The 21,024-nt window shown below is 71.5% G+C and carries 19 protein-coding genes; 10 read left to right on the top strand and 9 right to left on the bottom strand.

Translation table 11 applies throughout. The features are described from left to right. Window positions 1-45: 45 nt before the first annotated feature. Window positions 46-2,121 carry an ArnT family glycosyltransferase gene (locus ACFWPS_RS51735; RefSeq protein WP_383720886.1) on the bottom strand — a complete coding sequence of 692 codons (2,076 nt, stop codon included), beginning with the start codon at window positions 2,119-2,121 and terminating at the stop codon, window positions 46-48. Beyond that, window positions 2,118-2,963 (bottom strand): dolichyl-phosphate beta-glucosyltransferase, encoded by an 846-nt coding sequence (locus ACFWPS_RS51730; protein ID WP_383720883.1) that lies wholly within the window; start codon window positions 2,961-2,963, stop codon window positions 2,118-2,120. Before ACFWPS_RS51730 ends, ACFWPS_RS51735 begins: the two co-directional genes overlap by 4 nt. A gap of 243 nt (window positions 2,964-3,206) precedes the next feature. Between ACFWPS_RS51730 and ACFWPS_RS51725 the strand changes: the two genes are divergently transcribed. The 3 genes from ACFWPS_RS51725 to ACFWPS_RS51715 are packed head-to-tail and all read left to right on the top strand — an operon-like array spanning window position 3,207 to window position 5,646. Beyond that, entirely contained in the window at window positions 3,207-4,337 is a 1,131-nt protein-coding gene (locus tag ACFWPS_RS51725) for an ABC transporter ATP-binding protein (protein ID WP_383720881.1), read from the top strand. Then, a complete protein-coding gene (locus ACFWPS_RS51720; RefSeq protein ID WP_351497229.1) occupies window positions 4,334-4,984 on the top strand; it encodes an ABC transporter permease subunit in 651 nt (216 codons plus the stop codon). Before ACFWPS_RS51725 ends, ACFWPS_RS51720 begins: the two co-directional genes overlap by 4 nt. After that, window positions 4,981-5,646 (top strand): ABC transporter permease, encoded by a 666-nt coding sequence (locus ACFWPS_RS51715; RefSeq protein ID WP_361294936.1) that lies wholly within the window; start codon window positions 4,981-4,983, stop codon window positions 5,644-5,646. The genes ACFWPS_RS51720 and ACFWPS_RS51715 overlap by 4 nt, the downstream gene beginning before the upstream one ends. A 68-nt stretch (window positions 5,647-5,714) precedes the next feature. On the opposite strand, the gene ACFWPS_RS51710 is transcribed toward ACFWPS_RS51715, so the two are convergent. From ACFWPS_RS51710 to ACFWPS_RS51695, 4 genes are read right to left on the bottom strand one after another with little or no spacing between them, the layout of a single operon-like run. After that, window positions 5,715-6,311 (bottom strand): ATP/GTP-binding protein, encoded by a 597-nt coding sequence (locus ACFWPS_RS51710; RefSeq protein ID WP_217547088.1) that lies wholly within the window; start codon window positions 6,309-6,311, stop codon window positions 5,715-5,717. Then, the gene (locus ACFWPS_RS51705; RefSeq protein WP_383720878.1) at window positions 6,298-6,714 is read right to left on the bottom strand and encodes a DUF742 domain-containing protein; all 417 of its coding nucleotides are present in this window, start codon (window positions 6,712-6,714) and stop codon (window positions 6,298-6,300) included. Before ACFWPS_RS51705 ends, ACFWPS_RS51710 begins: the two co-directional genes overlap by 14 nt. A gap of 51 nt (window positions 6,715-6,765) precedes the next feature. After that, on the bottom strand, window positions 6,766-7,242 hold the full coding sequence (locus ACFWPS_RS51700; RefSeq protein ID WP_383720875.1) for a roadblock/LC7 domain-containing protein: 477 nt from the start codon (window positions 7,240-7,242) through the stop codon (window positions 6,766-6,768). Beyond that, the gene (locus ACFWPS_RS51695; protein ID WP_383720872.1) at window positions 7,239-9,755 is read right to left on the bottom strand and encodes an ATP-binding protein; all 2,517 of its coding nucleotides are present in this window, start codon (window positions 9,753-9,755) and stop codon (window positions 7,239-7,241) included. Before ACFWPS_RS51695 ends, ACFWPS_RS51700 begins: the two co-directional genes overlap by 4 nt. A 358-nt stretch (window positions 9,756-10,113) precedes the next feature. On the opposite strand from ACFWPS_RS51695, the gene ACFWPS_RS51690 reads away from it, so the two are divergent. The 3 genes from ACFWPS_RS51690 (at window position 10,114) to ACFWPS_RS51680 (ending at window position 14,171) form a co-directional block, all read left to right on the top strand. Further along, window positions 10,114-11,076 carry an ABC transporter substrate-binding protein gene (locus ACFWPS_RS51690; RefSeq protein WP_383720869.1) on the top strand — a complete coding sequence of 321 codons (963 nt, stop codon included), beginning with the start codon at window positions 10,114-10,116 and terminating at the stop codon, window positions 11,074-11,076. A 72-nt stretch (window positions 11,077-11,148) separates the two neighbouring features. Continuing rightward, window positions 11,149-12,633, top strand: coding sequence for an aromatic amino acid lyase (locus tag ACFWPS_RS51685; protein WP_383720866.1), 1,485 nt, complete (start codon window positions 11,149-11,151; stop codon window positions 12,631-12,633). Between the two features lie 167 nt (window positions 12,634-12,800). Next, window positions 12,801-14,171: an MFS transporter gene (locus ACFWPS_RS51680; RefSeq protein ID WP_383720863.1), complete on the top strand. Its 1,371-nt coding sequence runs from the start codon at window positions 12,801-12,803 to the stop codon at window positions 14,169-14,171. 76 nt (window positions 14,172-14,247) lie between these two features. Here ACFWPS_RS51680 and ACFWPS_RS51675 read toward each other — a convergent pair whose 3' ends face one another. Then, a complete protein-coding gene (locus ACFWPS_RS51675; protein ID WP_217547077.1) occupies window positions 14,248-14,703 on the bottom strand; it encodes a tellurite resistance TerB family protein in 456 nt (151 codons plus the stop codon). Between the two features lie 159 nt (window positions 14,704-14,862). Here ACFWPS_RS51675 and ACFWPS_RS51670 point away from each other — a divergent pair, with 159 nt between their 5' ends. From ACFWPS_RS51670 to ACFWPS_RS51655, 4 genes are all read left to right on the top strand, one after another. Beyond that, window positions 14,863-15,225: an ArsR/SmtB family transcription factor gene (locus tag ACFWPS_RS51670; RefSeq protein ID WP_383720861.1), complete on the top strand. Its 363-nt coding sequence runs from the start codon at window positions 14,863-14,865 to the stop codon at window positions 15,223-15,225. Further along, entirely contained in the window at window positions 15,215-17,728 is a 2,514-nt protein-coding gene (gene mgtA, locus ACFWPS_RS51665; RefSeq protein ID WP_383720859.1) for a magnesium-translocating P-type ATPase, read from the top strand. The genes ACFWPS_RS51670 and mgtA overlap by 11 nt, the downstream gene beginning before the upstream one ends. A 140-nt stretch (window positions 17,729-17,868) precedes the next feature. After that, complete coding sequence (gene tatA / locus ACFWPS_RS51660) at window positions 17,869-18,141, top strand: Sec-independent protein translocase subunit TatA (protein ID WP_383720856.1); 273 nt, start codon at window positions 17,869-17,871, stop codon at window positions 18,139-18,141. Window positions 18,142-18,420: 279 nt separating this feature from the next. Further along, window positions 18,421-18,921, top strand: coding sequence for a GNAT family N-acetyltransferase (locus ACFWPS_RS51655; RefSeq protein WP_383720853.1), 501 nt, complete (start codon window positions 18,421-18,423; stop codon window positions 18,919-18,921). A gap of 356 nt (window positions 18,922-19,277) precedes the next feature. Here ACFWPS_RS51655 and ACFWPS_RS51650 read toward each other — a convergent pair whose 3' ends face one another. After that, window positions 19,278-19,733 (bottom strand): DUF6114 domain-containing protein, encoded by a 456-nt coding sequence (locus ACFWPS_RS51650; protein WP_383720850.1) that lies wholly within the window; start codon window positions 19,731-19,733, stop codon window positions 19,278-19,280. Continuing rightward, window positions 19,733-20,431: a DUF6230 family protein gene (locus ACFWPS_RS51645; RefSeq protein ID WP_383720847.1), complete on the bottom strand. Its 699-nt coding sequence runs from the start codon at window positions 20,429-20,431 to the stop codon at window positions 19,733-19,735. Before ACFWPS_RS51645 ends, ACFWPS_RS51650 begins: the two co-directional genes overlap by 1 nt. Window positions 20,432-21,024 lie beyond the last annotated feature (593 nt).

The raw sequence follows: 21,024 nt of genomic DNA, 5'->3' as shown, positions 1-21,024 counted from the left end.
CCGGTGGGGAACACCGGCGGCCCGCCCGCTCCCGGGGCGAGGGGATCAGCCGACGTCGGACGCGTCCAGGCGGTACAGGCCGCTGTACGCGCTCACGGCCGTGCCGTGCTTCTTCACCCAGGTCGCGATCTCGGAGTTGGTGCCCTGGCCGCCGTCGCTGCTGACCACGATGTAGTGCAGCTTGCCTGCCTTGACCAGGCTCTTGAGCTTGGCGAGGGTCATCGCGTCGTCGCTGCCGGACCAGCCGCCCATGGAGATGACGGGCTGACCGGACTCCAGGATGATCGAGGACGCGGTCTGGTCGGTGGCCACCGCGACCAGCCAGGTGGCGCCGTCCTGGTGCTTCTTGAGGTACGTGATCATCGCGGAGCTGACCTGGGTGCCACCGCCCATGCCCCCGGCGGTCCGACCGGACTCCGACTGGCTGCTGGAGCTGGAGCTGGAGCTGGAGTCGGCATCGGCATCTGTGGTGCCCGTTCCGGTCGGCGGCTGCCCCATGGACTGCCCGCCGGAGCCGCCGGAGCCGCTGGGGGCAGTGCCGCTCGGCGCGCTGCCGCTCGGGCGCTGGCCACCGCCGCCGCCCATGCCGCCACCGGTGTTCGGCCCGGCCGTCGGGTTGGTGCCGTTGGTGCTCGCGGTCGTGGCCGCCGAGACGGAGTAGGCGGCCGGGCCGGCGAGCAGGGCGACGACCGCCGCCACCGCCGCGAGGCCCATCAGCTTCTGCCGCCTCATGAACCGTCCGGCCAGCAGCCCGGCCACCGCCAGCGCACCGCCCAGCGCGGCCACCACCTCGGCGACCGTGTACACCGTGCCGGAGCCGGAGACCCGCTGGAGCAGGACGACCGACCAGATCGTGCTGGCGGCGATACCCGCCGGGAGCACCCAGCCCCACTTGGCCGCCGAACCGTCCCGGAAGGCCTTGTACAGCATGACCCCGCCCGCGCCGGCCAGGGCGGCGATCCCCGGCGCCATGGCGGTGACGTAGTACGGGTGGAAGGTGCCCTCGGCGAGGGAGAAGGTCAGGAAGTGCAGCACGAACCAGCCGCCCCACAGCATCAGCGCGGCCCGCCTGGCGTCGGTGCGCGGCGCCCGGCCGCGCAGCACCAGCCCGCCGACGAGGGCGATCGCGGCGAACGGGATCAGCCAGGAGATCTGCCCGCCCATGATGTCGTTGAACATCCGGTACAGGCCCGAGCTGCCGCCGAAGCTGGCGCCGTTGCCGGCCGAGCCCACCGAGGAACTCGCCCCGAAGATCCGGCCGAAGCCGTTGTAGCCGATGACCAGGTCCCACACCGTGTTGTCGGTGGAGCCGCCGATGTAGGGCCTGTCCGAAGCCGGGATCAGGTCGACGATCACCATCCACCAGGCACTGCTCACGACCAACGCGACCGTGGCGACGGCCAGGTTGCGGATGCGCCGGCCCAACGACGCGTTCGTGGCCCAGAGATAGACCAGGAAGAACGCGGGCAGCACGACGTACGCCTGCATCATCTTGGTGTTGAAGGCGAACCCGATCGCCACCGCCGCCCAGACCAGCGGCATGAGCCTGCCCGTGCGCACCGCCTTCAGCAGCGCGGCCGCCCCGAGCAGCATCAGGAAGACCAGGATCGGGTCGGGGTTGGTGTCCCGGTTGATGGCGACGGTGATGGGCGTCAAAGTCAGCACCAGTGCGGCGACCGTGCCCGCGACGACCCCGAAGTCCCGCTTGACCAGCCGGTACAGCAGGGCGACCGAGCCGACTCCGACGGTGACCATCGGCAGCATCAACTGCCAGGTGCCGTACCCGAAGACGCGGGCGGACAGACCCATCACCCACAGGGCGAAGGGGGGCTTGTCGACGGTGATGAAGCTGCCGGCGTCGAGGGCGCCGAAGAAGAACGCCTTCCAGCTCTTGGTGCCGGAGTAGACCGCCGCGTCGTAGAAGCTGTTGCCGGTGACGGAGGTGAGGTTCCAGGCGTACAGGGCGGTGGCCAGGAGCAGGATCGCCCAGAGGGCCGGGCGGGCCCAGCGCGGGTCCTCGGGGGCGCCCGTGAACAGCCTTCTGACGCGGGAGACCGGCGGGGCGGCGGCCCGGTGCCGGCCGTCCTGGACCGGAGTGGGCGGCGGGGCGAGGGTCGTCATGACGCGTACTCCATGGGCTCGACGGCGGTGGCTGCCCCGGTGGGCAGGGCCGTGACGTTCTGGGGGACGGTGGTGCGGCGGGGTACGGCGTGGATGCGGGTGCGGCCGGTGACGGTGGCCCGGAACATGCGGGCCATGCCCTTGAGGTCGTCGACGGCGGTGCGGACGATGTCGACCCGGCTGTCGGGGTCGTCGACCCAGTCGACCGGGACCTCGTGCACGCGCAGCCCGTTGCGCTGGGCGAGCACGAGGAGTTCGGTGTCGAAGAACCAGGCGGTGTCCTCGATGTGCGGGGCGAGGGCGCGGAACACCTCGGTGCGCACGGCCTTGAAGCCGCACTGCGCGTCCGAGAAGCGGGCGCCGAGGCCTGCCCTGAGGAGCAGGTTGTAGGAGCGTGAGACGAACTCCCGCTTCGGGCCGCGCACCACCGCCGACTGCCGGTGCAGCCGGCTGCCGATGGCGAGGTCGCTGTGCCCGGAGAGGAGCGGGGCGACGAGGGGCAGGAAGCCTTCGAGCCCCGTCGACAGATCGACGTCCATGTAGGCGACGACGTCGGCGGTGGAGCGGCTCCACACGTGCTTCAGGGCGCGGCCCCGGCCCTTCTGCTCCAGCCGCTGTGCGTGGACGTGCGGCAGGCGCAGGGTCAGGTCGGTCGCCACCGTCCAGGTGGCGTCCGTGCTCGCGTTGTCCGCGATCGTGATGCGGAACGGGAACGGGAAGGAGTCTTCGAGGTATGCGTGGAGACGGCCGATGCTGCCGGCGAGGACATGCGCCTCGTTGTACACCGGCACCACGATCTCGACCGACCGGCGCCGGACGCCTCCCGCGTTCGTTTCGTTCATGACCTCGACGATCGGGGCCCTGTCTGGGGCGGTCGTGAGGCTTCACTGAGCGAGGAATGAGAATCAGGGAACTCACAGGTGGCGCACAGTGGACGACGGTCAGGTCACAAACTGAAGAGGATCAGTCAGCCGCCAAAGTGCTGAAACACTTCCGGTCTAGACTCTCTCCGCAACGGCCTGCGCTACGGCGACCGTGGTCGATAACTGGGCACTCTCTGCCAAACCCGAAGGGCATTCGGCGTTTTGATACGGATAGATTCAGTCACCAAGCGGTACCCGGACGGTACGGTCGCCGTCGACCGGCTCTCCCTGGAGATACCGGATCGTTCGATCACCGTCTTCGTCGGCCCCTCGGGCTGTGGCAAGACGACGACCCTTCGGATGATCAACCGGATGGTGGAGCCCAGCGAGGGCCGCATCCTCCTCGACGGCGCCGACATCCACGCGCAGCCGGTCAACACCCTGCGCCGGTCGATGGGTTACGTCATCCAGAACGCCGGTCTCTTCCAGCACCGCACCATCATCGACAACATCGCCACCGTGCCCCGGCTGCTCGGCTGGAGCAAGCAGCGGGCGCGGTCCCGGGCGGCCGAGCTGATGGAGCGGGTGGGGCTCGACTCCGCGCTCGCCAAGCGCTATCCGTACCAGCTCTCCGGCGGTCAGCAGCAGCGCGTCGGTGTGGCCCGGGCGCTCGCCGCCGACCCGCCGGTGCTGCTGATGGACGAGCCGTTCTCCGCCGTCGACCCCGTGGTCCGCAAGGGACTCCAGGACGAACTCCTGCGTATCCAGGGCGAGTTGGGCAAGACCATCGTCTTCGTCACCCATGACATCGACGAGGCGATCAAGCTCGGCACGATGGTCGCCGTGATGCGCACCGGCGGTCACCTCGCCCAGTTCGCCCCGCCCGCCGAACTGCTCACCGACCCCGCGGACGCCTTCGTCGAGGACTTCCTCGGTGCCGACCGGGGCATCCGGCGGCTGTCCTTCTTCCCGTCCGCGGACCTTGAGCTGCAGACCGCCCCGATCGTCGCGATCGACGCCGACGCCGGCAGGCTCGGTGCCCGCTCCGCGGCCGACGCCCCCTATCTCCTCGTGACGGACCTGGACGGCCGGCCGCTCGGCTGGGGCGAGCCGCGGGCCCTCACCGCCGGCTCGATCCGCCCGGAGCAACTGGCGTCGTACGGGCGGCCCTTCGTGCCCGGCAAGGACTCGCTGCGCGCCGCCCTCGACGGTTCCGTGCTCTCGCCGACCGGCTGGGCCGTGGCCGTGGACGGCGAGGGACGCGCGGTCGGCGTCGTCTCCCAGCAGGTCATCGGCGCCGCGATCCGCACCGCCCACGCCGAGGGCCGCGACGACGCGAAGGTCGGGGGATGAGCGGCTTCTTCGACATCCCGAGCGACCTCCAGAACACCTACTTCGGGCTGATCGGCCTCCACCTCCGCGAGGCCCTCATCCCGGTCCTGGCCGGCCTGCTCGTGTCCCTGCCCATCGCCCAGCTCTGCGTGCGCTTCCGCTGGCTGTACCCGCCGGTGCTGGGCGTGACCACCATCCTGTACGCCATCCCCTCCCTGGCCTTCTTCGTCGTCCTCATCGACTACACCGGCCAGACCGAGACGACCGTGATGATCCCGCTCGCGGTGTACAGCCTGGTGGTCCTGGTCCCGGCCATCGTGGACGGCGTCCGCTCGGTCCCGGCCGAGACCCTGGCCGCCGCGACCGCGATGGGCCTCGGCCCGGTACGCCGTTACTTCCAGGTGCAGTTGCCGATCGCCGTCCCCGCGATCATCGCGGGCCTGCGCGTGGCCACCGTCTCCAGCATCTCCCTGGTCAGCGTCGGCATGCTGATCGGCAACCAGGGCGCCCTCGGCAACCTGCTCAACGACGCGAACATCTACCACCGCCCCGAACTGGCGGTGAACTCGGTCGTGACCACAGCGGTGCTGGCCATCCTGGCCGACGCCGTCCTCGTCCTCGTACGCCGTGTGCTGACGCCCTGGATGCCGAAGGAGAGCACCCGGTGAACGTCCTCAACTACGTCCATGCCTTCTTCAGCGACAGCTCCCACTGGCACGGCTACGACGGCATCCCCACCCGCCTGTGGGAGCACATCCAGTACTCCCTGGAGGCGCTGGCCTACGCGGCGGGCATCGGCCTGCCCATCGGCCTGATCACCGGCCACTACGGCCGCGGCGGCAACACCCTCGCCCTGATCGCCACGGCCGGCCGGGCGCTGCCCAGCTTCGGCCTGCTGGTCCTGATGTTCATCTGGCTCGGCTTCGGCATGCTGCCGGTGATGATCCCGCTGGTGATCCTCGCCGTACCGCCGATCCTGGTCACGACGTACGAGGCGATGCGCTCGGTCGACCCGTCCCCGGTGGACGCGGCGCGGGGCATGGGAATGCCGGAGGCACGCGTCCTCTTCCAGGTCGAGCTCCCGGTGGCCCTCCCGCTGATCCTCAGCGGCCTGCGCTCGGCGGCCATCCAGATCGTCTCGACGGCGACCATCGCGGCATACGTCAGCCTGGGCGGCCTGGGCCGCTACATCATCGACGGCCTGTACCAGAAGAACTACGAGAAGGTCGTGGGCGGCGCCACGCTGGTGGCGGCCATGGCCCTGGCCACGCTGGGCATCTTCTGGGCGGTACAGAGACTGACGGTCTCTCCCGGAGTGCGGAGGAGTTAGCGCCCCGTCAGGGGCGCGGGGAACTGCGCGACCAGCCACAACCGGTCCGCAGTTCCCCACGACCGCGACTACCCACCACTACGCGCCAGCGCCAGCTCCAGCACGACAAGCAGCGCATCCCGCACAGAACCCCGTTCCCGCGCGTCGAAGACGACCAGCGGCGTCCCTTCAGCAACGTCCAGCGCCCACCGCACCTCGTCCAGCGTGTGCTCGACGCGGCCGTCGAACGCGTTGATCGCGACGGCGAACGGAATCCCCTTGTGCTCGAAGTAGTCGACCGCGGCGTAGCAGTCGTCGAGGCGACGCGTGTCAACGATGACCAGCCCGCCGAGCGCGCCCTCCACGATGTCGTCCCACATGAAGCCGAAGCGTTCCTGCCCGGGCGTGCCGAACAGGTACAGCTTCAGCGTCGGGTCGATGGTGATGCAGCCGAAGTCCATCGCCACGGTCGTGGTCGTCTTGCGCGGGGTGAGCGAGAGGTCGTCCACACCCGCCGCGACCTCGGTGATCGAGGCCTCGGTGGTCAGTGGCTCGATCTCCGAGATCGAGCCGACGGCGGTGGTCTTGCCCACGCCGAAACCGCCCGCGATGACCATCTTCACCGGCAGCGGCGGCCGTACGGCCGTACGCCCGGTGCCCCGGGTCAGCGAGTCAGTCGGTGTCACGGAGTACCCCTTGGGAGTCGGGGATGGCCCGCAGGCCATCGATAACCCTGCGCAGGACGGACGAGTCGTGGGTGGCCTCGAAGTCGGGCACGTGCACCGTCAGCTGCCCGGCCTCGCGCAGGTCCTCGGCCAGCACCCGGACCACGTTCAGGTGCAGCCGCAGCCGGGCCGCCAGTTCCGCGAGCGACTGCGGAATCCGGCACGCGGCGACGATGTCGTGCTGCTCGAAGGAGAGCCGCTCCAGCACGGCGAGCCCGGCGACGGTGGCCACCACCTGGGTCTCGACGGGCATCGCCGGTCCGGAGGCGCTGTCCGCCACCCGGCCGGCGGTGACCAGGAACGGCCGTACGGCGGGGGCGGGGCCGACCGGGTCCGGGCCCGGGGGCGGGGTGCCGTCCGCCATGGCTGTGTCTTCCTCTCTCGGCCTTCTCGGCTTGCCGACCGGCGGTGCCGGTCAGCGCGTCTGTGGGACGCCGACGCTGTTCTTCAGCTCCAGGACGAGCTGCGGACTGAGCGCCGCACCCGCGCGGTTGGCGAACAGCGTCATCTCGTAGGCGATGTTGCCGAGCTTGGCCTCCTTGTCGGCGACCACGCCGAGCACGGCGCCGCTGCCGATCGCGGAGACGATGACATGGCCGCCCTCCAGGTCGATGATGACCTTGTTGAGGCTGCCCAGGCCGTAGTTGCCGGAGGCGCCGGCGGCCAGGCTGGTGATGCCGGAGACGATCGCGGCCAGTCGCTCGGAATGGGCGCGCTCGCGCAGTTCCGAGACCGCGATCAGCAGACCGTCGGAGGACACGGCGATCGCGTCGACCACGCCTGCGGTCTCGGTGGCGAAGCGGTTCAGCAGCCAGGTGAAGTCGGCTGCGGCCGCCTGCAGGTCGGTCGGCGTGACGCCGCCCGTCGGGGTGTCACCTGTCGACGTGCTCACTGCTCGGCTCCTTCCGGAAGGTGGTTCTGGTCCTGCGGGGGGTTCGGGGGGTCGATGCGCGGCGGTACGGGCCGTTCGTGGCTTCCGGTGTCGCCCTCGCGCCGGGCGCGTTCCACCGCCGCCTCGAACTCGTCCAGCGCGTCCCGCTCGGCCTCGGCGTCACGGGTGCGCGGTGCCTGGGCGAGGCTCTGGGCGGCGCCGACGGTGGTGCGGAGGGTCGCGCCGCGTACCCGGCGGCGCAGCGGGCGGGGCTCGTCGCCGTCGTCGGAGTCGGCCGGGGGCTCGCCGGAGCGTGCTGCCGGGATCAGCGGGGCCTGCGGCGCGTCGGGCTCGGCGGCCGGTTCGCGGCGCGGCTGGCGGCGGGGGAGCGGACTCTCCGGCTCGGCCCAGGACGGCACCGTGACGGCGGCGGTCGGGCCGGTCGCCTCGGCCGACGCCACCGGTGCCGCGGGCTTCGTCAGCGCGGCCGGTGCCGTCGGTGCCGTCAGCTCGGCCGGCTCTGTCGGCTTCGTCGGTTCCGCGGCGAACGGGGCGCCGGAGGTGTCCGCCACCGCGCTCATCGTCAGCAACAGCCGGGAGGGCAGCGTCACTTCGGCGGTGACACCGCCGCCCGGGGTCCGGGTCAGCTCGACGCCGATCTCCCAGCGCCGGGCCAGCGCACCCACCACGAAGAGGCCGAGCACCTTGGTCGGCACCAGGTCGAGGCGCTCACGGCGGATCAGCCGCATGTTCTCCTCGGCCAGCCGCTCGGCGCTCATGCCGAGGCCGTGGTCGGTGACGACGATGTGCGCGCCCAGGTCGCTGGAGCGGACGGTCACCTCGACGGGGCTGCCCGCCGGTGAGAACGACACCGCGTTCTCCAGGAGCTCGGCCACCATCAGGGTGAGGTCGCCGATGATGTCCGGCTCGATCATGGCGTCCGTGCCGGCGTACAGCCGTACCCGCTGGTAGCCCTCGATCTGGCCGAGCGCGGCCCGGACGACGTTGGACACCGGGGTCGGGCCCCCGGCCAGCACGGTCTCGCGGATGCCGGCCAGCAGCATCAGGCTGTCGGCGTTGCGGCGCAGGCGGACGGCGATGTGGTCGATGGAGTAGAGGCGTTCGAGGAGGGCCGGATCGGTCTCGGCACGCTCCACCGCGTCGATGAAGGCGAGCTGGCGGGTGGTCAGGTTGCTGACGCGGCGCCCGACGTTGCCGAACATCTCGGCGGTGTTGCGGCGGCTGAGCACCTGGCGTTCGAGCAGGGCCGCGGCCGTGGCCTGCACCTGGTTGAACGCCTCTGCCAGGTCACCGATCTCGTCGCGGGCGGTGACCGGCATGTCCCGCAGCCGGGGCGGGCCGGAGTCCTCGGCGTCGTCGTCGGCGACGCGGGCGAGTTCGCGGCCCGCCACCTCGGCGACCTCGTGCGCGACCCCGGTCAGGGCCTGCACCGGGCGGATCACCGAGCGGCGCACCAGCACCGAGAGGGCGAACCACAGGAGGAAGCCGAGCACCGAGCCGTTCAGCAGGTAGATCGCGTGCCACTTGGCCGACTCGGCGGCGGTGTCGGCCCGGTCGGCGATCTGGCCGATGAGCGAGGTGGTGATGGTCAGCCGGGCGGTGGCCTGCTGGAGATAGGCCGGGTAGTCGGTGAGCGCGTCCTTGACGGCCTGCCGGATCTGTTCCTGGTTGCCGGACTCCAGCTGGGCCGGGTCGATCTGCAGCTCGGCGAAGGACTGGGCGATGGTGGTCTGGGCCTTGGTGTGCTCGACGTCGGCCAGCTGCCGGGCCTGTCCCTCGGTGGCGAACCGGGTGAACCGGTCGGCCTGGTGCTGGTAGAGGTCGTAGGCGCCGACCGCGTTGGTGAACTCGATCAGGGCGTTGGTGTCCCCGGTGGTCGCCGCGAGCACGTTGGTCTCGAAGGCGCCGTGGGCGGCGTCCGCGCGCAGCAGCGAGTCCAGCAGGTTGCCGGTGAAGGTGGAGGCGAGGTTGGCGTCGCGGTCCAGACCGAGGCCGTCGATCAGGTCGTTCGACGCGTTGCTGTAGGCCGGGTCGATGTTGTCGGCGGGCAGATAGGACTGCTCGACGGATTCCCGCAGGCTGGACAGCCCCTCGACCTGCCGCAGGGCGTCCGCCTCGGTGTCCGGCAGCCGGTCGCCGAAGGCGTCACGGACCTTTGCGACCTGGGAGTTCACCGCGTCCTGGGCGGTGCGGTAGGCGGCCGCCGAGGGAGTGGAGTAGCCGGACTCGTAGCGCGCGGAGAGCAGGATCGCCTGCTGGTGCTCCGCCTCGACCTTGTCCACGAGGCGTGCCACCTGCGTGCTGTCCCGGACGGTCTGCGCCGCGTCCCCCGCGCTGGTGGACTGCCCCACCAGGTCGGTGAAGACGTAGGCCAGCAGTACGGCGATGACGGCGAGCGGTACACCGACCAGCAGGTTGAGCTTGCGCCGGAAGGGCCAACGGTCGGCGAAACCCCTGATCCCGCCCCGCGCCTGGGCGGGCAGGACGGGCGCGTCCACCTGGTTCGTGGACACCGGGCCTCCTTCATGAGGGTGTCTGGTCTGGGGGGCGTCTTCACCCCGAGCTGTTGCGGAACGACACCGAGTAGCGGGCCCCGTGCACCGCTGTGACCGATATCAACTGCCGTGAGACTACAGCGTTCTTGAAGGCTCATTCCGCTTGCCGTTTATCAAGAATCCGTTACAAAGAGACCGCTCTCCGTCCACAACTGGCCACGGATTGAAGCCAATCGGTGACCCGGAGACACTTGACTGACCGAGAACCGGCTGGATTGGATCGTCGGGAGTGGTTCGCAACAGCCCCGTGGTGCACAACAGGCCGCGTGTGGTTCGCAACACCCCCACCCTTCCCACAGCTCCCGGAACGGCAACCGTGACTTCCAACACCCTTCCCAGCAGGTCAATCCGGACATACCGAGGCGTGGCGGCGGTCGCGCTCGCCGCGACGACGGCCCTGCTGGCGGGCTGTTCCTCTTCCGACGACAGCAAGTCCGACCCGCTGTCGGACAGCAAGGCGAGCGGGGACGCCGTCGTCGTCGGCTCCAACAACTTCGCCGAGAGCATCCTGATCGCCGACATCTACGGCGAAGCACTCAAGGCCAAGGGCGTCAAGGTCACTTACAAGTCGAACATCGGCAGCCGTGAGACGACCTACGGTCTGCTCAAGAACGGGTCGATCTCGGTCCTGCCCGAGTACAACGGCGCCCTGCTCGCCTACCTCGACCCCAAGGCGGCCCCGAAGACCGTCGAGGAGACCACCTCGGCCATCGAGGCGAAGCTGGACTCCAAGCTGACGCTGCTCGACCCGGCGGACGCGCAGGACAAGGACACGGTGACGCTCAACGCGGCCACGGCCGCCAAGTACAGCCTCACCGAGAAGTCCTCCATAGCCGACCTCAAGAGCATCGCCAAGGACCTGGTCATCGGCGCCTCGCCGGAGTTCCAGACCCGCCAGCAGGGCCTGGTCGGCCTGAAGTCCGTGTACGGCCTGGAGTTCAAGTCCTTCAAGGCGCTGGACGCGGGCGGCCCGCTGACCCAGGCCGCCCTGAAGAAGAACGCGGTGCAGGCCGGCGACATCTTCAGCACGGACCCGACCATCACCAAGGAGAAGTTCGTCGTCCTCCAGGACCCGGAGAACCTCTTCGGCTTCGAGAACGTCCAGCCGCTGGTCTACAAGAGTGCCCTGAACCAGACGGCCACCGACGCCCTCAACGCCGTCTCCGCCAAGCTCGACACCGCGGCCCTGCTGGACCTGGACACCCAGGTGCAGTCGGGCAACAAGGACCCGCTGGACGTCGCCCAGGCCTGGCTGAAGAAGGTCGGCCTCACCAGCTGACCCGCGTCCGGCCGTCCTCGGATCCTCCCTGGACCTTGTCCGGACCTTCCCCGGACCTGCTCTGGACCTTCGTTGGACAGCACCACCGACGTACCGAGACAGGTGCCTGCGCACTCGGGTGTCGTGCTCGACGGCAACGGCCTCGGCCTGACCGGACTCGTCCGGCTCGCCGACGCCGTTGCCGGCCCTGTCGTACCACCCGCGGCGCTCGACCGGGTCCGCCGGGCCCACGAGAGCGCCGACCGCCTCGCCGCCCAGGGGCAGTGGTACGGCCGTGGCACCGGCGTGGGCGCCCACCGCTCCGTCATCGTCGACCCGTCCGACGCGGCCGGTCACACCCTGCGCCTGCTGCGCAGCCACGCCGGCGGCGCCGGCCCGCTGCTGCCGGCCCGTCAGGCCCGCGCGCTGATGGCCGTCCGGGCCAACCAGCTGCTGGCCGCCGGCTCCGGCATCCACCCTTCCTTCGTCACGGCACTGACCGAGGCCCTGCGCCTCGGCGTGCACCCCGCGATCAGCGAGTACGGCGGTGTGGGCACCGGCGACCTCACGGCCCTGGCCCAGACCGGCCTGACCCTGATCGGCGAACGCCCCTGGCTCACGGCGTCCCCCGACGCCGAACTGCCAGCCCCGGTCGCCCTTCGCCCCGGCGACTCGCTCGCCCTCCTGAGCAGCAACGCCCTCGCCCTGGGCCGGGCCGCCCTGGTCTGCCACGACCTGGACGTACTGCTGCGGGCCACCCACGCGGTGGCCGCCCTCTCCCTGGCCGCCGTCTCCGGTTCCCCGGAGGCCTACGCCCCCGAGGTGCACGCCCTGCGCCCGTACCCCGGCCCGGCCAGGGCAGCGGCGGAGGTACGACGCCTCCTCGCGATGCCCGACCACCCGCTCACCACCGGCCGCCGCATCCAGGACCCCTACGGCTTCCGCGCCTTCCCCCAGGTCCACGGCGCGGCCCTGGAGGCCGCCGACAGGCTCCGCCACATCGTCGAGACGGAGATCAACGGCCCCACGGAGAACCCCGTGCTGGCCCCCGACGGCAACGTCTACCACCACGGCGGCTTCTTCGCGGCCCCGCTCGCCCTGGCCCTGGACGGCCTCGACCTGGCCCTCCTCCAGACCGCCCAGCTCTCCGCAGCCCGCCTCCAGGCCCTGACCCGCGCCGACCTCACGGGCCTGCCCGCCTTCCTGACCGCGGGCCCGGCGAGCAGCTCCGGCACGATGATCCTGGAGTACACCGCCAACTCGGCCCTCGCGGAACTCCGTTCCAGCGCGACCCCGGCCGCGGCCGGCCACACCGTCCTCTCCCACGGCTTGGAGGAGGCGGCGAGCTTCGCGGGCCAGGCGGCGAAACAGGCCGAACGGGCGGCGGAGGCGTATCGGGTGGTACTGGCCTGCGAACTGGTGGTTGCGGTAAGAGCGCTGCGGCTGGGAGCGGTGGAGCCGACGGTGCCCGCCTTCAGGCTGGCGGCGGCAGCCTTGCCGGGGGACATGGAGGACCGCGCCCTGACGGGCGACGTGGCGGCGGCGATGGAGTTGCTGCCACTACTGGCCGACGTCTGAAGAGCGCCCCTTCAGGGGCGCGGGGAACTGCGCGACAAGCCCCCACCCGCCTGCAGCCAAAACTCAGCGTGTGTGATTCCGTCATAAACGCCGCCGCTGATGGAAGAAAACCTTCACTTCCCATCCAGAACCGTCGGCCTCCGCTTCGCCATACGCACCCTGCCCGCATGACGACGACACCCACGCGAACCCCCACCACCCCGACCCCCTACCCCTGGCGTTGGCACGCCCTCGCCGCACTCCTCCTCGCCGAGGCGATGAACCTCCTGGACGCCACGATCGTCCAGGTCGCCGCCCCCGCCGTGCACGCAGGCCTCGGCGGCTCCGTCTCCGACGTCCAGTGGTTCAGCACGGCGTACACCCTGCCGTTCGCGGTCCTGCTGATCACCGGCGGACGGCTCGGCGACATCGCGGGCCGCCGCCGGGTCTTCGTCCTCGGCGTCACGCTCTTCACCGCGGCCTCCGTCGCCTGCGCCCTCGCACCGACGGCCGGCCTGCTGATCGCCTTCCGCGCGGTGCAGGGCGCGGCGGCGGCCGTGATCATTCCGCAGACCATCGGACTCATCAAGGCGATGTTCGAGGGCGACGAGCTGTCCCGGGCGCTGGGCAGCATCGGTCCGGTGATGGGCCTCGCGGCCGTCTGCGGCCCGGTCCTCGGCGGTGTCCTCACCCACGCCGACCTGTTCGGCTCCTCCTGGCGGGCCGCCTTCCTGGTGAACGTCCCCGTGGCCCTGGTCGTCCTCGCGCTGTCCCCGAGGCTCCTGGAGAACCGCGCCCCGCACCGCCCCGCCCTCGACTGGCCGGGCACGGCACTCGCCGCGACCGGCACGGGCCTGCTGGTCTACCCCCTGATCGGCACGAACCTCACCGAGCTCCCGCCGCGCGACCGGGCGTCGCTGGCGCTCGGCCTGCTGACCCTGGCCGGCTTCGCACTGCACCAGCGCCGCACGACCGCGCCCCTTCTGGAACCGAGCCTCTTCACCCACCGGGGCTTCCCGCCCGCCCTCGCCACTTCGACGACGTTCTTCGCGGTGACCAACGGCCTGCTGACCGTCGTCGTCCTCCAGCTCCAACTGCAGGCGGGCCAGGGCGTACTGGCGGCAGGGCTGAGCCTCACGCCGTGGTCGATCGGGCTCGCGGTGTCGTCGTGGCTGTCGGGCCGCCGAGGTGCCGGGCGCCGCATGATGCCGTACGGCCTGGGCCTCGTGCTCACGGGCCTGACGGCCGCCGCGGCGGTATACGCCACCACTGCCGGCACCGCCCCCACCCACTACCCCTGGCCGCTCCTGCCGGCGCTGGCCCTGGTCGGCCTGGGCGCGGGCCTGTTCACCCCCGCCTTCTTCACGCTGGCCCTGCGGCCGCTGCGCCCCCAGGAGGTCGGCTCGGCGGCGGGTGCGCTGAACGCCGTACAGCAACTGGGGGCGACGCTGGGAGTGGCGGTCCTGGGCAGTACTTATCTGGACGGCTCGGCGGCGGCGGCCTGCGCCGTGGCCGCGGCCCTCACCGCCCTCTGCTGGGCCACGAGCCGGCGGATGTGAGCAGCCCACCGGCCCGCCGTCCCCGTCCCACCGGCCCGCCGTCCCCGTTCTGCCGCCCCCGTCCTGTCGGCGCCGGTCAGAGGTCGAACTCGTGCGGCGGCAGGTCGAGGGTGTAGCACGCCTCGCGGACCACGGCCTGCTCGGTCTTGTCGAAGTCGCCGTCCGCGCCGCCGATCACGATGCCGATCTGGATGACGGCACGCGCCTCGGCCGGCTTCTTCTTCGCCTTGGCGACCTCCTGGAGCACGCTCACCTTGCCGAAGGCGAAGTCGGTGGTCAGCTTGTTCAGGTTCTCCTCGAAGCGGCGGCGCAGGTCGTCCGCCGGGAAGTTCTGCAGCACCTCGTTGGTCGAGATGAGCTGGGCGACCCGCTGGCGCTCGGCCGGGTCGATGGTGCCGTCGGCGGCGGCCACGAGCGCGCACATCGCCATGCTCGCGTCGCGGAACGCACCGCTCTTCAGGTCGTTCTTCTTCGCCACGAGCTGGGTCTGCATCTGCGTCGCGGAATCCTTGATGCGGTCCCACAGGGCCATGCGCACTCACTCCTCGGTCGGTAAGAGCCTTGCTTGCCAAAAAATTACTTCTACAACACCGTAGAAACTTGCCCGGCGGCCGATAAGTTCCCGCGCCCTAAACTGTCCCTCCGGCCCGCGAAGGGCCGCTTCGACGCGGTGGACAGGAGGACGACGACGGTGGCGACGGTGCCCGGCAGCGGCGACGAGGACCCCACCGCGGACGTGCTCACGGAGGCGGCCGCGGCCTTCGGGCTGCTCGCCTCGCCCGCCCGGCTGCACATCGTCTGGGCGCTGGCCCAGGGCGAGAGCGATGTCACGGGCCTCGCCGAGCGGGTCGGCGGCGCGCTGCCCGCCGTCAGCCAGCACCTCACCAAGCTGAAACTCGCCGGCCTCGTCCGCTCCCGCCGGGAGGGCCGCCGCCAGGTGTACCTGGTCGACGACCCCGACGTCGTCGACGTCGTACGCCTGCTCGTCGGCCGTCTCAGTGCCCGCACCACCGGCGCCGAACTCCCCGCCCCCCGGCGGCTCCGTGGTCTCTGAGGGCGAGGCCGCCACCTCGCTGCAGGTGCTGCGCCGACTGGACACGGGACCGCGCGGGCTGACCGAGGCCGAGGCCGCGGCCAGGCTCGCCGGCCTCGGCGAGAACACCCCGCCCCGCCCGCACACCGACTCCTGGCCGCTGCGCTGCGCCCGTGCCCTGCGCGACCCCTTCACCGCCGTCCTCCTCACCCTCGGCCTGGTCTCCGCTCTCGTCGCCTCCTGGGGCACGGCCGTCGTGATCCTCGCCCTGGTCGCGGTCAGCTGCGGACTGCGGGCCGCCGGCGAACACCGCGCCGACCGTTCGCTGGCCGCCCTGCGCGCACTCGTCGCCGGCACCGCCACCGTGCTGCGCCGCTCCGGCGTCGACACCGAGCCGCGGGCGCGGGAGGTCCCGGTCGCCGAACTGGTCCCGGGTGACGTCCTCCGGCTCGGCCCGGGCGACCTGGTTCCGGCCGACGTACGACTGCTGCGCGCCCGTGGGCTGACCGTGCACCAGGCCGTGCTCACCGGCGAGTCGGCGCCCGTCGCCAAGGCCGCCGTCGACGTCCCCGCCGCCTCCGGAGTGGCCGACGCGGGCGATGCGGGGCCTTTCCAGGAGCCGTACCTCTGTTTCCAGGGGAGCGGGGTCGCCTCGGGCAGTGCCACGGCGGTGGTCGTGGCGACGGGGGAGCGGACCCGGTTCGCCGTCGCGCAGGGCGGAGCCGCGCCGCGCGAGGCGAGCGCCTTCGACCGGTCCGTGCACGGCATCTCCTGGGTGCTCGTCCGGTTCATGCTGCTGACCCCGCCGCTGGTCCTCATGGCCAACGCCGCCCTGCGCGGCCGTGGGCTGGAGACGCTGCCCTTCGCGGTCGCGGTCGCCGTCGGACTCACCCCCGAGATGCTCCCGGTGATCGTCACCACCTGTCTGGCCAGGGGCGCGGCACTGCTGGCCGGCGCCCACCGGGTCGTCGTACGACGGCTGCCCGCGCTGCACGACCTGGGCGCGGTCGACGTGCTCTGCCTCGACAAGACCGGCACCCTCACCCAGGACCGGCCCGTCGTCGAACGCGCCCTCGGACCTGACGGTGACGACGACCCCGAGGTACTGCGCTGGGCGGCCGTCGGCGCCTGGTGGACCCTGCAACTCGCCGAACTGCCCGCCCCCGACGCGCTCGACGAGGCCCTGCTCACGGCCGCCGGACCGGTGGGTGAGGAGTACGACGGCATCGGCGTCGTCCCCTTCACCTCCGAGCGGCGCACCGCCACCGCCGTCGTCGCCGGCGCCCTCGGCACCCATGTCCTCGTCACCAAGGGCGCCGCCGAGGACGTACTGCACCGCTGTGACCTCGACCCCGGCGAACGCGAGCGCCTCCTCGCCCTCGCAGCCCGCGAGGCCGACGCCGGGCTGCGCGTCCTGGCCGTGGCAATCGCCCGGGTCCCGGCCCGCACCCGGCCCTACACGGCCGCCGACGAACACGGCCTCGCCTTCCGTGGCCTGGTCACCTTCCGCGACGCCCTCGCCCCCGGTGCCGCCGAGGCCCTGCGCGGTCTCGCCGACCTCGGCATCACGATCCGGATCCTGACCGGCGACCATCCGGCCACCGCCGCGCGGGCCTGCCGGGACCTGGGGCTCGGAGCGGTCGAGGTGGGGGTGGCGGCGTCGGAGGGCGTCGGACGTGCCGACGGACCTGTCGTCGTCGCCCGCTGCACCCCTGCGGACAAGGCCCGGATCGTGGCCGGACTGCGCGCCGCCGGGCACACCGTCGGGTTCCTCGGGGACGGGGTCAACGACGTTCCCGCCCTGCGCGCGGCCGACGTCGGGATCGCGCCCCGCACCGCCGTGGACCTCGCCCGCGAGACCGCCGACGTGGTCCTCGCAGAGAAGGACCTCGGCGCCATCGGGCACGCCGTCACCGCAGGCCGGCGCAGCAGCGCCAACATCGCCTCCTATCTGCGGGTCACGCTCTCCTCCAACCTCGGCAACGTCATCGCGATGCTCTCCGCCGGCCTGCTCCTCCCCTTCCTGCCGATGCTCCCGGTGCAGGTGCTCGCCCAGAACCTCTGCTTCGACGCCGCCCAGCTCGCCTTCGCGTACGACCGCCCCGGGCCCGCGGCACTGCGTCGCCCGACCGTGCTGCGGCCGCGCGCCTTCCTGCGGTTCATCACCGGCTTCGGTGCGCTCAACGCGATCGCCGACCTCGCCACCTTCGGCGTCCTCGCGCTCGCCCTGCGCGGCCCCGACGCCCTCGACGACCAGGCCGTCTTCCACTCCGCCTGGTTCACCGAGAACCTGCTCACCCAGGCCCTGGTGATGCTCCTGCTGCGTGGCGGCTCCCGCCGCGGGCCCGTGGGCCGGGCCGCCGCCGCCCTCGCCGCCGTCGGCCTGCTGCTCCCGCCCGGCCCCCTGGGCGCGGCCCTGGGCATGACCGGGCTGCCGCCCGCGTACCACCTGCTGCTCACCGCCGTCCTCGGGCTGTACGCCCTGGCACTGCGGGCCGTGCGGGCCCGCCACCACCGGCGGTAGCGATTGCGGGGCCGGGTCCGGGGAGCGTTTCCCACCCCGGGTTGTACAGTTGCGCAATGTAGCAATCGTCGCTGCCCGGCCGAGGCGTGTGAAGCACCCTCCGCCGGCGCGAAAGAACGTGAGAAAGGGAGGGGGCGGTCATGCTCCGCAACGGACTGGAACCCTGGCACCTGCTGATCGTCGCGATCGTCTTCATCGTGCTCTTCGGCTCCCGGAAGCTGCCCGACACCGCCCGGGCCCTGGGCAAGTCGATGCGCATCCTGAAGAGCGAGGCGAAGGCCATGAAGGCCGACGACACGGCCGCGGCGGCGCCGGTGGAGCCGGCGTCGGTGCAGATGGCGGCGGAGCCGGCCGCGGCCCCCGCGCAGCCGGAACCCAGGACGGTCGGCGAGCCGACCGCCACCACGAGCTGACGCCCCCTGGTCCCGTACTTCGCGGGCCGCTGATGCGCATGGCGCGACCGGTCCGGGGTGTCCCGGGCCGGTGGCCCGGCCTTGCACACGGCCGGCCCCGCCGGACCCGCCGCCAAGGCCGCCCGAGCGACCGGCTGGACCGGCTCCGGATGCTCGGCGGCGGTCGGCGATGAAGGCACTGACTCCAGCTGCAGATCGTGATGTGCCATGGTCTTGGGGCTGCCTGCCGCTGATGGAAACTCAGGTGGCCTCGGCGCGCCGTCTGGGTAGAGTTGCGCCGTGCCCGAGCTGAAGCAGCTGGATGCCGGCCATGCCCCGGCGGTCCTGGCCTTCGAGCTGGCGAACCGTGCCTACTTCGCTGCGTCGGTCTCCGACCGGGGCGACGAGTTCTACGACCAGTTCGCCGACCGCCACAGCGCCTTGCTGGCTGAGCAAGAGGCCGGCATCTGCGCCTTCTACGTGCTGGTCGCCGAGGACGGCTCGGTACTGGGCCGGTTCAACCTGTACGACTTCGAGAACGGCGCTGCCAACCTCGGCTACCGGGTCGCGCAGCACGTCGCCGGCCGCGGCGTGGCGACCGCGACCGTCCGGGAGTTGTGCCCGCTGGCAGCGGCGCGGCACGGGCTGCGCACACTGCGGGCAGCCACCGCCCATGCCAATGCCGCGTCCCGGAAGGTGCTGACCAAAGCCGGGTTCGTCCCGGTCGGCCCGGCGGACCCGGCCGACCTCGGCGGTAAGCAAGGCACCTGGTATCAGCGCGACCTGGCACTCCAGCCGTAGACCCCGATCTTGGCTGAACCACCGCCGAGTGGGCCGGGGAGACCACTCCGGACGGCAGGCAGCACCTGCTGGGGCGGGGCCACCGCTTCTACGACCGGGCCGTCGTCGACCTCGCCCACCCCGGTGCCGATGACCGAGTTGGTGCGTGTCGCTGGATCAAGGTGGCGAGTGGAGGAGTTCCGCTCGCAAGGTTGCCCTGGGTACCGGAGCGGGCATGCCCGGCCCCGGGTCGGTGGCCCGGGAGGCAGAGCTGCTTATGACCGGTGGAGCCGGAAAGCGGCGGGTCGCCGGGAGAAGAGGCGGGTCGCCGGGAGAAGAGGCGGACCGGAACTCGTCGGCCCGCCTCTTCCGTGGCTTCAGGCGGGCTCTCCCGCGCCTTCCCCGAAACCCTGCGCGGCAGTCCGCGCAGCCTTGCGCCGCTTGCGTCGGCTCACCCGCGGCTCCTGGTCCGGCAGCCAGCCGAAGATCATGCAGCTGCCGACGGCCCCGAGGGCGAGGCCGATGAAGAAACCGCCCAGGTTGGAGGTGACCCAGCTGCCCAGGGAGCACAGGATGCCGAGGATGGAGTAGAAGAGGCGCTGCGAGGGGCTGAAGAGGGTCAGCAGGCCGCACAGCACCATGACCACCGGCAGCAGATAGCCCACCAGACCCTGCATGCCGATATGTATGACGACCTTCAGCGAGGCCTTCTCCGTGAGCAGGATCCACGTGCCGCCCAGGGTAAGCAGCAGCCCGCCCACGAACGGCCGACGGGCCCGCCAACCGCGGAAGGCGGGCCGCCACCCCTCATGTGGAGTGTCTGTGCCGGACATCAGCAACCCGAGCTGCTGAAGCTGAGTTTCAGGCCGGGAAGCTTGAACACCCCAGCGGTGGTCGCGTAGTTGGTCTGCCGCAGGCTGTCGATGTGCACGGTGTCGGCCTGCTGGCTGAAGACGCCGATGGGTCCCTTGACCCCGGCCTTGGTGAGGGTGCTCGCGTCGTTGCCGATCTCGATGTTGTTGAAGGACGCGTCGCCCGACAGCTCGGTCGAGTCGGTGGTCAGGTCGGTCGCCTGCACCTTCGACGAGCCGCTGCCCGCCTTGATGAGCAGGTTGGTGCCGCCGAGGTCGACGCTCTGGCACAGGCTGTCCAGGGTGGCGTTCTTGATCGCGGAGGTGACGACCAGCACCTGGCCGCCGGTGTCACCGGCGTTCGGGCTGCCGTCGGCCATGCTGTCGAGCGCGCCGAACTGCTCGAAGCCGGTGCCGTCCAGCGACTTGGCGGTGACCGTGAAGGGCATGCCGGAGATGGAGAACGACACCCCCAGCGCCCCCTGCGAGGTCAGGATCGCGAGGCCGGCGAGGCCCAGCGTGGCCGGTACGGCCATCACGGCGGCCCGGCGTGCCCGGACTCGTCCGCGTCTCGGTGCCCCTCCGGTGTCCCCGGTGGTGTCTGGTGTTTCGGAAAGAGAACCGCTTCCCGGGTTCTCAGGCGTGTTGTCGGCGGACGGAACGTCCGGGGACTCGGCCATGTCTGCTCCCATGCATTAGTCACGCGGGTTGGGCTTCAGTGGCACGTTGTCCTGGCGCGGACAGCGGCTGCCGCGCACGCCTCCTCACAACTCCCGGCGGGTGCAAGGGCTTTCTCGTTACGCAGCAGTAGCCAAGCCGCAAGTTACCGGCGGTTACTTTTCAGGGTCAAGACAGTTGTGAAAAAAGGGTGTTGAATTCGCGTCAATTATGTTCCGACCATGCATTCCCATGATCGAATCCTCAACTCCCTTGATCGGCCTTGACGTTGACGGCTGATCAGGTCTACAACTCTCCCTGGTTTCTTTCGGATCCGTGGCGCCGGATCCGCCGAGCGGCATCGACCGCTTCCCGGCCTCTTCGATCACCGCTCCGCTCGCGGCGTCGGCACGGTCGCTTCCCCCCAGGGATCGTGCCCGAACGCCCTTGACCGGCCCGGTCGGAGGCCTAACCCCCCCAGGCTTCCGGCCGGTGTCCGGCCTGGCTGCCGTTGCCGGCCCGGCACCGACGGAGCAGGCGGGGCGCGCCCGGCCCCGCCGGCGGCGCCACCGGGCGCCGCCCCCGGCCCCCCCCCCCCCCCCCCCCCCCCCCCCCC

This window comes from Streptomyces sp. NPDC058457 (genome assembly GCF_042720695.1).
In the GTDB taxonomy this organism is placed as follows: Bacteria; Actinomycetota; Actinomycetes; order Streptomycetales; family Streptomycetaceae; genus Streptomyces.
Note: the sequence above shows the minus strand (reverse complement) of the source record. Positions and strands in the feature narration are given on the sequence as shown.

Coding starts and splice junctions, on each gene's coding strand:
- ACFWPS_RS51735 (WP_383720886.1), bottom strand. CDS start 2,121: ATGACGACCCTCGCCCCGCCGCCCACTCCGGTCCAGGACGGCCGGCAC.
- ACFWPS_RS51730 (WP_383720883.1), bottom strand. CDS start 2,963: ATGAACGAAACGAACGCGGGAGGCGTCCGGCGCCGGTCGGTCGAGATC.
- ACFWPS_RS51720 (WP_351497229.1), top strand. CDS start 4,334: ATGAGCGGCTTCTTCGACATCCCGAGCGACCTCCAGAACACCTACTTC.
- ACFWPS_RS51705 (WP_383720878.1), bottom strand. CDS start 6,714: ATGGCGGACGGCACCCCGCCCCCGGGCCCGGACCCGGTCGGCCCCGCC.
- ACFWPS_RS51680 (WP_383720863.1), top strand. CDS start 12,801: ATGACGACGACACCCACGCGAACCCCCACCACCCCGACCCCCTACCCC.
- ACFWPS_RS51675 (WP_217547077.1), bottom strand. CDS start 14,703: ATGGCCCTGTGGGACCGCATCAAGGATTCCGCGACGCAGATGCAGACC.
- tatA (WP_383720856.1), top strand. CDS start 17,869: ATGCTCCGCAACGGACTGGAACCCTGGCACCTGCTGATCGTCGCGATC.
- ACFWPS_RS51650 (WP_383720850.1), bottom strand. CDS start 19,733: ATGTCCGGCACAGACACTCCACATGAGGGGTGGCGGCCCGCCTTCCGC.
- ACFWPS_RS51645 (WP_383720847.1), bottom strand. CDS start 20,431: ATGGCCGAGTCCCCGGACGTTCCGTCCGCCGACAACACGCCTGAGAAC.